At 67.5% G+C, this 13,700-nt stretch carries 9 protein-coding genes; 4 read left to right on the top strand and 5 right to left on the bottom strand.

The features are described from left to right. Positions 1-3 precede the first annotated feature (3 nt). Complete coding sequence (locus GEV05_03365; GenBank protein ID MPZ42437.1) at positions 4-987, top strand: serine/threonine protein kinase; 984 nt, start codon at positions 4-6, stop codon at positions 985-987. Between the two features lie 83 nt (positions 988-1,070). Beyond that, positions 1,071-1,883, top strand: a complete 813-nt coding sequence (locus GEV05_03360; protein ID MPZ42436.1) for an alpha/beta fold hydrolase — start codon at positions 1,071-1,073, stop codon at positions 1,881-1,883. A 3-nt stretch (positions 1,884-1,886) separates the two neighbouring features. Here GEV05_03360 and GEV05_03355 read toward each other — a convergent pair whose 3' ends face one another. From GEV05_03355 to GEV05_03345, 3 genes are all read right to left on the bottom strand, one after another. Then, positions 1,887-2,993, bottom strand: coding sequence for an FAD-dependent oxidoreductase (locus GEV05_03355; protein ID MPZ42435.1), 1,107 nt, complete (start codon positions 2,991-2,993; stop codon positions 1,887-1,889). A 34-nt stretch (positions 2,994-3,027) separates the two neighbouring features. Further along, entirely contained in the window at positions 3,028-4,296 is a 1,269-nt protein-coding gene (locus GEV05_03350; GenBank protein ID MPZ42434.1) for a diguanylate cyclase, read from the bottom strand. A 78-nt stretch (positions 4,297-4,374) separates the two neighbouring features. Then, entirely contained in the window at positions 4,375-5,682 is a 1,308-nt protein-coding gene (locus tag GEV05_03345) for a twin-arginine translocation signal domain-containing protein (GenBank protein ID MPZ42433.1), read from the bottom strand. A 315-nt stretch (positions 5,683-5,997) separates the two neighbouring features. Here GEV05_03345 and htpX point away from each other — a divergent pair, with 315 nt between their 5' ends. Further along, complete coding sequence (gene htpX, locus GEV05_03340; GenBank protein MPZ42432.1) at positions 5,998-6,897, top strand: protease HtpX; 900 nt, start codon at positions 5,998-6,000, stop codon at positions 6,895-6,897. 251 nt (positions 6,898-7,148) lie between these two features. On the opposite strand, the gene GEV05_03335 is transcribed toward htpX, so the two are convergent. After that, complete coding sequence (locus tag GEV05_03335; GenBank protein ID MPZ42431.1) at positions 7,149-11,672, bottom strand: hypothetical protein; 4,524 nt, start codon at positions 11,670-11,672, stop codon at positions 7,149-7,151. Positions 11,673-11,789: 117 nt separating this feature from the next. On the opposite strand from GEV05_03335, the gene GEV05_03330 reads away from it, so the two are divergent. Continuing rightward, the gene (locus GEV05_03330; protein MPZ42430.1) at positions 11,790-12,761 is read left to right on the top strand and encodes a hypothetical protein; all 972 of its coding nucleotides are present in this window, start codon (positions 11,790-11,792) and stop codon (positions 12,759-12,761) included. Positions 12,762-12,841: 80 nt separating this feature from the next. Here the strand turns inward: GEV05_03330 and GEV05_03325 are convergent, their stop codons facing one another. Further along, entirely contained in the window at positions 12,842-13,390 is a 549-nt protein-coding gene (locus GEV05_03325; GenBank protein MPZ42429.1) for a hypothetical protein, read from the bottom strand. Positions 13,391-13,700: the final 310 nt, after the last annotated feature.

Raw genomic sequence — 13,700 nt, 5'->3', positions numbered from 1 at the left:
CGCATGAAAACGTCCTTGCCGTTCGCGACGCTCACGCCGGATCGAATCATGGATTGCGTCGAAGCGGCGGGGCAGCGCTGCGACGGGCGGCTTGCCGCATTGAACAGCTTCGAGAACCGGGTCTATCAGGTGGGCGTGGAGGACGCGGCGCCGGTCATCGTCAAGTTCTACCGCCCGGGACGCTGGAGCGATGCGGCCATCGGCGAAGAGCACGCCTATTGCATCGAGCTGGCGGCGGCTGAGGTCCCCGTGGTCGCGCCGCTGTTGCTTCCGGAAGGGAAAACGCTCGCGCACGCTGCAGGATTCCGTTTCGCGCTGTATCCGAAGTGCCCGGGGCGGGCGCCGGAGCTGGACGACGACGATACCCTGGAATGGCTCGGACGCTTCATTGCGCGCATCCACGCCGTGGGCGAACGCAAGCCGTTCGCCCACCGCCTGTCGGTCGACGCCCGCAGCTACGGCGAAGCGCCGCTCGCGGCGCTGCTGGCCGGCGGCTTCCTGCCCGACAGTCTACGCGCTGCCTATGAGGCGGCGGCGCGCCATGCGCTGGAGCGCGTGCGCGCGCGCTTCGCGCAGGCGCAAGGCGTGAAACGCCTGCGGTTGCACGCCGATTGTCATGCCGGCAACATCCTGTGGTCCGACGGACCGCACTTCGTCGACTTCGATGACTGTCGCACCGGCCCCGCGATCCAGGATCTGTGGATGCTGCTTTCGGGTGACCGCGCCGCCATGACGCGCCAACTGCTGGCGGTGATCGAGGGTTATCGCATGTTCGCCGATTTCGACCGCACCGAGCTCGTGCTGATCGAGCCGCTGCGCACGCTGCGCCTCATCCACTACGCCGGCTGGCTCGCCGAGCGCTGGAGCGATCCGGCGTTTCCGGCCGCTTTTCCCTGGTTCGGAACCGAGCGCTATTGGCAGGACCAGATCCTGGCGCTGAAGGAACAGATCGCGGTGATGGACGAGGCGCCGCTGGAGCTGCCCTGAGCCGCCCGGGGCACCAGCGGGCTTCGACCGCTGACTCCTCCCGGCGGGCTTGGCCCGCTGGCTCCTCCCAGCGACCGGCCCGCATGCTGATCAATATCGCCCTTGTCGTCGCGGCGTTCTATGCCATCCTGGTGCTGCTGCTGTTTTTCATGCAATCACGCCTGCTCTACTACCCCGAGATCGGCCGCGACGTGACCACGACGCCGCGCGCCATCGGGCTCGACTACGAGGATGTGTGGCTCGATGCCGGCAGCGGAGTTCGGCTGCACGGCTGGTTCGTCGGTCAGGCCGAGCCTAAGGGGGTCGTGCTCATCCTGCACGGCAACGCAGGCAGCATCGCGCTGCGGCTGGACTGGCTGCGCATGTTCCACGATCTCGGCTATGCCAGCTTCGTCGTCGACTATCGCGGCTACGGCCGCAGCAGCGGCACGCCCTCGGAGCAGGGCACCTACGAAGATGCGCGCCTGGCCTGGGCGCATCTGACCAAGGCGAGAGGCTTCGCACCGGGCGATATCGTGCTGCTGGGCGAATCACTCGGCGGGGCGATCGCGGCGTATCTGGCTGCGCGCGAGTCGCCGCGGGTGCTCATCCTGCACTCGGCGTTCACCTCGATACCCGATGTGGCGGCGCAGATCTATCGCTTCCTGCCCGTGCGCTGGATCAGCCGCTTCGACTACGACACCCGCGCCTACCTCGGCAGGGTCCGCTCGCCGGTAGTGGTTGCGCACAGTCCGTCGGACGAAATCATTCCCGTCAGCCACGGACAAGCCTTGTACGCCGCGGCGCCGGAACCCAAGATTTTCATCGAGCTCGCCGGCGGGCACAACGATGGTTTCATCTTCCGCCGTCGCGAGTGGCTCACCGCGCTGGCGCAGTTTCTCGAGCGCGTGCCCTAAAGCTCAGGCGAGCCCGAGCAGTTCGGCGACGTAATCGCCGATCGCCAGCGACGAGGTGAGCCCGGGCGATTCGATACCGTAGAGATTGACCATGCCGGGGATGCCATGGTCGCGCGGACCCTGGATCATGAAGTCGGCCGCGGGCTCGCCCTTGGCCGTGATCTTCGGCCGGATGCCGGTGTAGCCGGGTTGCAACGCGCCGTCGGCCAATCCGGGGTAGTAGTGCCGGATCGATTCATAGAAGCTGCTTTCGCGCGAGGTGTCAAAGCTGTAGTCGTTCGTGTCCAGCCAGTCCAGGTCGGGACCGAACTTCACCTGCCCGCCGAGATCGAGCGTGACGTGCACGCCATGCCACAGCCCGCTCCCTACCGGGTAGATGAGACGCCCGAACGGCGATCGTCCCGCCAGCACGTAGTAATGCCCCTTGCAGAAATGCTGCAGCGGAATGGTCGATTGCGCTATGCTGTGGATCGAGCGCGCGAGCGCGGGCGCCGTCAATCCCGCCGCGTTGACGACGATGTTGCACTTGAGCGCCATCGGATCGCTTCCGCCCACGCGCAGCACCGTGCCGTCCGCGTGCGCTTCTCCGCCGAGCACGGGACTTTGGAACGCGATGCTCGCGCCGCGAGCTTCGGCGTCGCCCTGGTAGGCGAGCATCAGGCCGTGGCTGTCGATGATGCCGGTCGAGGGCGAGAGCAGCCCCGCGACCGCAGCCACGTTCGGTTCCAGCGCCGCCATGTCCTCGCGCGTGAGCCACTGCAGGTCGAGCACGCCGTTGCGCTCGGCCTGCTCTTTGTATTTGTGCAAGGTCGGGATCTCGTCCTCGGCCGTTGCGACGATCGCCTTGGTGATGCGCCGGTGCTCGACGCCGTGCTCGGGGCAATAGCGATAGAGCGCCTGCTTGCCGGCCACGCACAGGCGCGCACGCAGGCTGCCGGTCGGATAGTAGATGCCGGCGTGGATCACCTCCGAGTTGCGCGAGCTGGTGTGGTTTCCGATCGAGCTCTCGGCTTCGAGCACGACGACTTCCCGGCCGGCGAGCGCGAGCCGGCGTGCGATGGCCAGCCCGACAACGCCCGCGCCGATCACCGCACAGTCTAGGGTCTCCATGGATTTCCTTGCTTTGCGAGCTTTTGCAAAATGCCTACAGACTGACAGGCCGCTTTACGCACCACGCTCCCCTCTCCCTCCGGGAGGGGCCGGGGATGAGGGAGCGAGCTTTCCGGATTTTCAAGGGGTGCGGGCCCGCGGGGCGGGGCACGCCGCGAAATTCTACCGCACGCGCGCCGCTCAACCGGGATCGAACACGGTAACGCGGTTTGCGTCCGGTCTTCTTCGACAGGTACATCGCCTGGTCGGCCTTGTTCATGATGCTGCGCAGGTCCGTGCCATGATCGGGAAAGGCGGCGATGCCGACGCTCACGCTGGTGGCGATGCGCAGGCCGCGCACTTCCATGCCCTTGTCGGCGACCGAGCGCCGGATGCGCTCGCTCAGCTCGCGCGCACCCTGGGCGCTCGTCTCCGGCAGCAGCAGGATGAATTCGTCGCCGCCGTAGCGCGCGGCCACGTCGGTTTCGCGCAGCTCGCGCCGTATGCAGGCCGTGGTCCGCTTCAGGAGCTCGTTGCCGGTCTGATGGCCATGCGCGTCGTTCACGGCCTTGAGATTATCCGAATCGATCATGACCAGCGCATAGGCACGCGAGTAACGCTTGGCCTGGCGATGCAGACGCTCGGCCAGATGCATGAAAGCACGCAGGTTGTAGAGGCGGGTGAGCTCGTCGGTCTCGGCGATGAAGCGAATGCGTTCGATCGCGCTGCGGATGTCGGCGGTGAGCCGCGCAGTCACGTAGGCGATCAGGGCCATGGGACCGAGAATGAGGCTCAGCTCCGGCCCCGCGCCTGCCGCCGGCCCGGTCGCCGACCAGATCAGGGCCAGTGCGGCCGCGATGAGCGCGAGATTGAGCACGGTTGCCCGCGCCCCGAGGGCCGCGGCGCTGGCGATGATCACCAGGTGATAGAGGTTCGCCAGCGGCCAGCGATCCGGAGCCGCTTGCACGATCACCCAGGTGATGTAGGCGGCCATCGCCCAGCAGCGACCCAGCATCGGCCACTGGCCACGCGCCGGGATAGGCGCCAGCGTATGCAGCGCGATCAGGGCAGCGGCGAACACGAGTGAGCCACCCAGGATGGCGGCGGTCGCCCCGCCCGGCAGCGAGCGGCGCGCCAGCGCGGCATACGCGAGCACAAGGACGAGCAGCAGCCATCCCAGCTCGGCTACCGTGCGGGCAATCGCCCGCACTTCGTCCGACGCGCCGTGCGAGAGCTGCGCTTGCGCTGCGGACAGCGACCATAATCGGCGCGGCGCCCGGCGGCGCATGCCGGCAGGGCCGGAATCGTGTCCGGGCTCAGCCAACGCCTATTCCCCCTTTGCACCTTGTCGCCAGGCGCCGCCACGGCGCGTTACGCTCGATCGGGTGCCTGGCGCAAGCGTTCATGATACGCGACGGCGTTCAAACAGAGCGCTGCGCTCGGCGGCACGCTCGGCTTCCGCGCTCGATCGCGGCGGCTGCGCGAGGAAGAAGTCACGGGTATGGAACGCACTGGGCGCCAAACGCTTGCCGCCGGCGCGCAGCAGTCGCTTGAGCACGAAATCGAACAGCAGCGGATTGTGCGCCCGGATCTCCATCAGCACCGGCCCCGCAGCGCGCTCGAGCAACCCCAGATCGATCACGCGGTTCACCGAGATGAGCGGCATCACCCCGGGCAGTGGATAGTCCGAGCCGTTGAGCAGACGCGAATGCCAGTCGGCGCGCTCCACGATGTGCCGCAAGGCCGCCGCCGAGCGGTTCACCTGCGCGATGGCGGAAATGTCGCCGTAGACCCGGCCAACGTACCCGGGATCATCCATCAGGCGCGCGAACAGATCGAAGCTCTCCGTTGCCGGGCCGTTCTCGCCACGGTCCAGGTCGATGTCCTGGCCGAGCGAGGCGCAATGCGCGACCACGACCCGCATGCCATGATCCAGCGCTCGGCGCAGCTTCAGCGGGTTGCCGAAGCCGTGCTCGGCCGCGCCGTGGACCGCCTTCTCCTCGCCGGCATGGGTGAGCAGCGCGAGCCCCAAGCGCGCGGCCGCGGCGTAGAAGCGGTCGCAGCGCGCCGAGGCCGGGTCGATGCCCATCGCCGGAGGCAGCCACTTCACCGCCCGCGCGCCGTTGCCTGCCGCCCATTCCAGCGCTGCGACGCAATCGCGCCGGTAAGGATGAATCGAGGCGATCCACTCGAAGTCGCGTGGGTGCGCTTGCGCAAGCCCGTGCGCATAGCTGTCGGGCGTGTGAAAGGCGCTGCGCGCGGGCTGGCGCTCGCCCGCTTGGTCGTGCGTGAAATCGAACGCGAGCAGCATCAGCTTGGCGCCGGGAGCAAGACCGGCGACGAGGTTGCGCATGCGCTCGACGTAGCTCGTGTCGACCTGGCCGGCCGTCTCGCGTGCGCAGCCGGCGTTGAGAAAGAACAGGCGTTGTGCGAATTCCAGCGGATGCGCCCAGCTCTGCATGCGTGGATTGATCCAGACGCCGGAGGACGAATCGCCGATCCCGATCAGGTGCACATGGCAATCCCATACCCGGGCCGCATCGATCCCCTCCCGCGCGGCACGCACCAACTCGTGGTTCGTCAGTTGCGGCGGCATGGCGGCCTTGCAGGGATTGAACAGGCCTTGTTCGGGCCAGACATATGCGCCGGCGCCGGCGGTGACGGCCATGGCTGCGGTCCCGATCAGAAAAGTGCGGCGGTTCATTCGCATTCGCTATGGTCACGGAATCCGCCATCAATAATACGTGGCCGGCGAGGCCGGCGGCTCGAAGCTGGGCTTGCTGCGATCCCGCTGTGGGCAAGTTGCCGCAGGCGCCGATGCGCATGGCAACGCGCACGGCAACGCGCACGGCAACGATATTGTGACCAGGCCAACGTCTCCGTATACTGCGCGCGCTATTGGGCCGGCGCTCTTGAAGCGCTGCGATGTGCCCCCAAGTTGGCACGGCGATGGGCGGTGCGCGGGAATGAACCCCGCTCGGCGTATCGGCTCTAACCTTGGATTTCTTTCGCCTACGGAGCAGTCATGAAGCGCATTTTCCTGTTCGTCGCCACCAATCTTGCGGTGTTGGTGGTGCTGAGCATCGCGATGAAGCTGCTCGGGCTGGAGCAGGCGTTGGCCGGCACCGGCTTCAATACCGGCGCCATGCTCGTCATGGCCGCAGTGCTGGGTTTCGGCGGCGCCTTCGTGTCCCTGGCCATGTCCAAGTGGATCGCGAAGCGCTCGACCGAAGCGCACGTGATAGACGTGCCGCGCGACCAGACCGAACGCTGGCTGTTCGATACTGTGCAGGGGCAGGCAAGAGCCGCGGGTATCGGCATGCCGGAGGTGGCGATCTACGATGCGCCGGACGTCAACGCCTTCGCCACCGGCATGAAGCGAGACAACGCCTTAGTGGCGGTGAGCACCGGTTTGCTGCAGCGCATGTCGCGCGAAGAGGCCGAAGCGGTCCTCGGGCACGAAGTCAGCCACATCGCCAACGGCGACATGGTGACCCTCACGCTGATTCAGGGCGTGGTCAACACGTTCGTATTCTTCCTGGCGCGCGTGATCGGGTATCTGGTCGACCGCGTGATTCTCAAGAACGAGCGCGGATACGGCATCGGCTATTTCGTCACCACCTTCGTCGCCGAGATGCTGCTCGGCATTCTGGCGACCATCATCGTGTTGTGGTTCAGCCGCCGGCGCGAATTCCGTGCCGATGCGGGTGGGGCGAAGCTCGCCGGGCGCGAAAAGATGATCGGGGCATTACAGCGCCTGCAGGCGGTACACGAGGAAAGCACGCTGCCGGCGCAGATGAAGGCGTTCGGCATTCGCGGCGGCGGTACGATGGGGCGGCTGTTCATGAGCCACCCGCCGCTCGAAGAGCGCATCGAGGCGCTGCGCGGGGCGGCCCGGCCGATCGCGAACGAGTGGGGTCGGTAGTCGCATCCTGTCTGCGCTCGGCGACCAGTACGTGCCCGCGTAAGCCGCGATACGGGTTGCCCTTTGCCAAACCACACCACCCCGGCGCTTCGCGCCACCCCTCCTCCTGAGAGGAGGGGAAAGTACTAAAGATTTTCCCCTCCTTACCAAGGAGGGGCTGGACGCGACGATGTCGCGGACGGGGTGGTCCGCAGCGGCGAATTTACCGTTGCCTGCTGGTCACACACGCTTGAGTGAGCGCGTGCGGCCAGTCAGCGCAAGACCGGGTTGCGCACGTCGCCGCTGATCGCGACGTTGCCCTGCGCGACCACGGCCCCGCGCGGTCCCACCTGGATGCCCAGCCGCCCGGCGAGCTCCCCCTTGGGCTGGATTTCGAAGCCGCCAGCCGCGCTCATCGAATCCGAGGCGATGCGAAACTGCTGGAACGAAGCGCGGTTGGCGTTCACCGCCACGACCCCGCTCATCGTGTTGTAACGCGTTCTGCCGCCGCGCACGCCTTCGCGGCCCGCGGCCTGGGCGGCGCGCATCAGGTCGACATTTTCGATCGCGCCACGATTGCCGCTGAAGGTGAATTCGACCCGCGCCTGGTCGAACAGCGTTTCGAGCCGCTCGGCGCGCAAGCCGAACGTGCCTTTGAGATCTCCGGTCCCCGTGACTGCGACGCCGTTGGCGAACAGCCCGATCAGCGGCTCCAGGCTCAGGTTGTCGACATAGAAGCGGCCGTCCACGGCGATCGGGCCGGCATAGCGCGCCTGGCCGTTCGCCTTGAACTTGCCGCCGAACACGCTGCCCTCGGCCTGGATATCGCGCAGCTCCGTGGCGGTCGCCGTTGCGGTCAGCTCCAGGTCCTCGAACACATAGCGTGGACCGAGCGGCGGCGTGAAGCGCGAGCCGCGCATGCTGACGCTCGCGCCCTCGGCTTGCGGAACGATATCCGCGCTCAAGGAGCCGTCCGCGAGACTGAGCCGCGCCTTGGTCAAGGCGCCGTCGGCGCCGAACGTCAGCTCGGCATTCACGCTGAGCGGCTCCATGCCGCGCAGCGTGAGCCGCGCGCCGCGCACGGAAACCCGTTCGACGGCGGCGCGCGCAGGCGCCGCTGGCGCCCGCACCCATCCGAGCACTCGGCCGAGCGCATCCTGTGCGAGCGCGGGCGATTGCAGCTCCACCGAATCGATCCGCTTGCTGTCCGAGATCAGCTCGCCGATTCCCATCGCGACGATCACGACCGGTATGCGGATGTCCTGTTGCGCGCCCACGACCACATTTTCGAGCGTCAGCCCCGGGGACGGGATCAGCGAGTAGTGCATCTTGCCGATCGTCACCGTTTCGCCCACACGCTCGGCTGCGATCTTTTCCGCGCTCGCCACCCAGGGCGTGAGCGGCATGAACTGCAGTAGGGCGAGCGCCACCCCCAGCAGGACCAAGGCCGCGATCGCCACTGGCAGGAGAATCTTGCGCGGCTTTCTGGGCTGCGCCGCCGTCTGCGCCGCCGCTTCTTCCTGTGCGATTCGGGCACGAACCTCGGCGGCCGCCGTGGCTCGCTCCTGCGCTTCCTTGCGCACGCGGATGTCGGCTTCGAGCTCGGCCTGCTGGCGTGCCTTCAGCTCGCCATCGACGCGCTGCTGGATTTCGGTGGCGGATTTTTCGGCGAATTCGCGCTGCTGCATGACGCGCGCTACCGCTTCCATCTTGGCGCGATCTTCGGCGGCCGCACGCGCCCGGCGCTCGTCTTCCATGCGGGCGATAAGCTTCGCGCGCACCGTCGCTTCGCGCGCCATGCGCGCTTCCATCTGCTCGCGGGCGCGTTTCTCCGCTTCCAGCCGCTCCTCGGCTTCCTCGCGGATCTTGCGCGCCTGCTCGGCCTTGTGCTCGGCATCCTCGAGCGCCTTGCGGGCGGCATCGCTGTTGTCCACCGCAAGCGCTTGCGAGCGGCGCTCCGCCTCTTCGCGTGCACGGCGCTCGGCCTCGAGCCGTGTCTCCATGTCCGCTCGCGCTCGCGCCTCGGCCTGCTCGCGTGCCGTGCGCTCGGCGGCGGCCTTCGCCTCGGCTTGCTCGCGCGCCTGGCGCTCGGTCTCGATACGGGCCTCGATCTCCTTGCGCTCCTCGTCCAGGCGCTGCTGCATCGCCTGGCGCTCGGCTTCGTCGCGTAGCTTGCGCTCGGCCTCCTCGCGTGCGAGCCGCTCCACTTCCTCCTTCGCCCGGCGCTCGCTTTCCTCGCGTGCGCCCTTCTCTGCCTCGATGCGGGCTTCGGCTTCGGTGCGCGCCTTGTGCTCGGCTTCGGCCCGCGCCTCGGCCTGCTCGCGGGCGAGCCGCGCCAGCTCGAACTTGGCCTCGGCCTCCTCGCGCGCCTGGCGAGCGGCCAGCGTCTGGGTCTTCGCTTCCTCCTGCGCCAGGCGTTGCGCTTCTTCGCGCGCCCGGCGCTCCGATTCGGCCTTGGCCTCGGCTTCGGCACGGGCCGCGCTCTCGGCCTGGATGCGCAGCTCGGCCTCTTCGCGTGCCCGGCGCTCGGCTTCCTCGCGCGTCCTGCGCTCGGCGGCGATCTTCGCTTCGGCTTCCTCGCGTACCTTGAGCGTTGCCGCTTCGTGCGCTTCCGCCTCGCGGCGCACGCGTTCTTCGGCTTCCTCGCGCGCGCGGATCGCGGCTTCGAGCTGCGCCAGCGCTTCCGCGGAGCGCTCCTCGGCGGCGCGGGCCCGCGCTTCGGCCTCGGCCTTGATCTGCGCTTCCACGTCCTCGCGTGCGCGGCTCTCCGCGACTGCGCGCGCATCGGCTTCGCGGCGCGCTTCGGCCTGCGCCGCGGTGCGCGCCGTCACTTCGGCTTCGAGCTGGGAGAGCGCCTGTCGGGCCGATTCCTCGGCCGCACGCGCCTTGGCTTCCGCTTGCTCGCGCGCGACACGCAGCTCTTCTTCGCGCGCCTTCGCTTCCAGTTCGACCCGGGTGCGGGCTTGTGCTTCCTCCTGCGCACGGCGCTCGGCTTCTTCGCGCGCACGATGTTCGACTTCTTCGCGGGCGCGCGCCTGGGCGACTTCTCGCGCCCTCGCCTCCGCTTCGTCCTGGGCGCGCTGCTCGGCTTCTTCCCGCGCCTTGCGCTGTACTTCTTCGCGCGAGCGCGATTCCACTTCGATGCGGGCGCGCGCCTCGGCTTCTTCGCGGGCGCGGCGCTCGGCCTCCTCGCGGGCTTTGCGTTCGGCTTCCTCGCGTGTCCTGGCTTCGGCTTCGGCCCGAATTCGTGCTTCGGCTTCTTCACCCGCGCGGCGCTCGGCCTCTTCGCGCGCTTTGCGCTCGCCGTCGGCGCGGGCCTCGGCCTGCTCGCGGGCGAGCCTTGCCAGCTCGAACTTGGCCTCGGCTTCCTCGCGCGCCTGGCGGGCGGCCAGTGTTTGGGTCTTGGCTTCCTCTTGCGCGAGCCGTTCGGCCTCTTCGCGCGCCCGGCGTTCCGATTCGGCCTTCGCCTCGGCTTCGGCACGGGCCGCGCTCTCGGCCTGGATGCGCGACTCGGCTTCTTCACGCGCCCGGCGCTCGGCCTCCTCGCGCCTGCCCACTTCCGCTTCGGCGCGCAGCCGTGCCTGCGCTTCCTCTTGCGCGCGGCGCTCGGCCTGTTCGCGTGCTTTGCGTTCGGCTTCCTCGCGACTCTTGCCTTCGGCTTCCGAGCGCAGCCGCGCTTCGGCCTCTTCCTGCACGCGGCGCTCGGCTTCCTCGCGCGCCTTGCGCTCGGCGTCTTCGCGCGTCTTGGCTTCGATCTCCGCGCGCGCGAGCGCCTCGATTTCGGCCTGCGCCCGCGCTTGCGCTTCCTGCAGCTCGCGCGCCGACGCTTCTTCCCGCGCCTTGGCCTCGGCTTCGATCCTCGCTCGGGCTTCGGCTTCCGACTTTGCCCGCGTCTGCGCTTCGGCCAGCATGCGCGCCATGGCTTGCAGCTTGGCCTCCAGCTCGGCGCGCGCCCTGGCTTCGGTTTCCGCGCGGGCGAGCGCTTCGGCCTCGGCCTGCGCGCTTACTCGGGCGCGCTCCTGGGCCTTGGCTTCGGCCTGGGCTCGGACTTCGGCCTCGGTGTGCGCGCGCGCCTCGGCTTCGGCGCGTGCCTTCGCTTCGGCCTCGTAGCGCTGCTTCAACTCCAATGCGACACGCATGCGCTCTTCGGCCTCGCTGCGCGCCTGAGCCTCGGTCGCGGCTCGCGCTTCTGCTTCCGCTTTCTCGCGCGCGATGCCGGCCGCGCGCACCTGCGCCTCGGCTTCGACGCGTGCGCGTGCCTCGACCTGTGCCCGGGCTTGCGCCACCAGCTTCGCTTTCGCTTCCATCGCCGCCTGGGCTTCGGATTCGTGCCGGGCGCGCGATTGTGTTTCGGCGCGCGCCTTGGCTTCGGCTTCCGCCCGCGCCCGTGCCTCGGCCACCTGGTTCAACTTGTTGAGCGATTCGGGCGAGGTGAAATCGAGGTCGGCGAGATCCGAGCGCCTTTCCCCGGGCGCGGCTGCCGACTCGTTCATGCGCACCGTGATCGGGCGCATGCGGATGGTTTCGTTGGGATTGATCGCGGCCGCAGCGGCCGCGTTTGCCGGCGAGGCACCGCTGGCGAAGATCTTGATGAAGCCTTCGTGCGTCAGCTTATCCAGCGCCTGATCGAACTCTTCGTAGGCCATGCCGGCGTTTCGGCTCAGCAGCTCCGCCACAGTCGACTTGCCGTCGACCAGGGAGAACACGCGTTCGAGATCGCGCGGCAGTTTGATGGTCTTGTTCTTGACCTCGAGTACGCCCTTGGCTGTCTTGGTGTAGATCGTCTGCTGGCCCATGCGCACTCAGCCTTCGGCGGTTGTCGGTCCACGTTCCGCAAATCCAATCCCCAACGTGGATTATTACTATTGTAAAGCCGCTACCCTTGTAGTGTAATCCGCGCCAGAGCAGGAGTCGTGCCAAGTTCGCGGAAGGATCACATGACGGGGCGGCGCAACGACTACGATGTAACCAATCGAGTTCAGACCACCGATCCCCGCGATATCCGACACGAGATCGGCCGAATCTTCGAAAAACTTTATCCCGATCGCTGCGATACGGCGATCGCCCGCGCCATCGACGATGCGGCGCGCCTGTTCCAGGGGGAGTTTCCGGGTTTCTCCGCCTGCGACACGGGTTACCACGATCTTCAGCACACCCTGGACGTGACCCTTGCCATGGCGCGCATCATGGCAGGTTACATCGGCCAGGGCCACGGACCGTTGATCGATGCGGATTTGTTCGCATTCGGCATCGCCGCGGCCCTGTTCCACGATGCCGGCTACATCCGCCGCTATGGCGATCATCGCCACTTCCATGGCGCGGAGTACACGAAGATTCACGTCTCGCGCAGCGGCCGCTTCCTGCGCGATTACCTGGGCACGATAGGGCTCGAACGTTTCGCCGATGCGGCTGCGCCGACCGTTCACTTCACGGGTTACGAGCTGCCGGCGCAGCACATCCGGGTGCCGGCGCCCGTGTTCCGCCTGCTCGGCAACATGCTGGGATCGGCCGACATCATCGCCCAGATGTCCGATCGCTGTTACCTGGAGAAGTGCTACGAGCGGCTTTATCCGGAGTTCGTGCTGGGGGGCATCGACCGCAAGACCGGCGAGGACGGGAAGGAAGAGCTGCTGTTCCGTTCCGCCGAAGACCTCTTGTTCCACACGCCGCAGTTCTACCGCAAGGCGATGGAACGGCTGCACCGACAGCTCGATGCGATGATGCGCTTTGCCGCCGACGCGCGCCAGCAGCGAAACCTGTACATCGAGGAAGCGGAGAAGAACATCCGCTACGCAGCCAAGCTCGCCGATCGCGGCGACGCGAGCGCCCTGCGGCGCCTGCTCCCATCGAGGGCGAACGCTCGGCGCCGTGCGCGCGCGGGTTGAACCCACGCGGCCTTGCGGGCTGAGCGAATGGCGCTATTCAACGCCGCATAAGAGCTTCGACAGGCCGCGCCGCTACGTGCTCAGTGCAGGTGCTTGTTGCGTCCGAGCGGAAGATGCTCCGAGGGCTGCAGCTCGCCGATGCGTTCGCGATCCGACCAGTCCTGATCGAACAACTCGTTCACCACCGAGGTCACGCGATCGGTCGCCTCCTTGCCGAAGTGGCGTCCGAGCAGGTACTGCATGTCTTCGATCATGCGCCGGCGCTGCGCCTCGTGAATCGCCTCCGGCGTGGGTCCGACGAAGATCAATTGCGACTCGTCCTGGCCGTCGTCGTGAAAGTAGGTGAGCTCCACCACCGTGGTCTCGTCGGTGAGCGGCCCGAGCGTTTGCATCGACTCTTCCACGCAGCGATGAAAGTTGCGTCCGACCTCTCCAGTCCAGCAGATCGTCAGCTCGCGCGCCGTCGACTCGTAGGCGATGCCGGGCTCTTCCTGTTCCAGACTGCGCGCTTCCTCGACCGAATCGATGTCGAGATAGCCCAACCAGGGACGCAGGCCGCTTTCGACCTGAGTGGCGGTGACGCCCTTGAGGAAGCGCAGGTTACCGTGGACGTGAACTTCGGTTCGCATGCTCGTCATCCTGCAAATGAGCTATTTGACCACTATCAACCCGTATCGACCAGTGGCCCCGATAACAATGCTCGGTACGCGGCGCCGCGCCGCATGCATGAGTCGATCGAGCATTCTATGGGCGATGCGGCGGCACAAGCAAAGGCTTCCGGGCGCGTGGCTATAATGGCCCTACCAGCGGCACGCGATAGGGGCGCAAGCCGCAGCGCGCGTTCGGGCGTGGGCGAGAAAACGGCGCGTGGTGGTCATAGCGCCGGCCGCGCATTTCGCGCCCCGCTTCCTCCGAGGACATTTCCGAATGAATCCACTG

It is taken from the genome of Betaproteobacteria bacterium, assembly GCA_009377585.1.
Classification (GTDB): Bacteria; Pseudomonadota; Gammaproteobacteria; order Burkholderiales; family WYBJ01; genus WYBJ01.
Note: the sequence above shows the minus strand (reverse complement) of the source record. Positions and strands in the feature narration are given on the sequence as shown.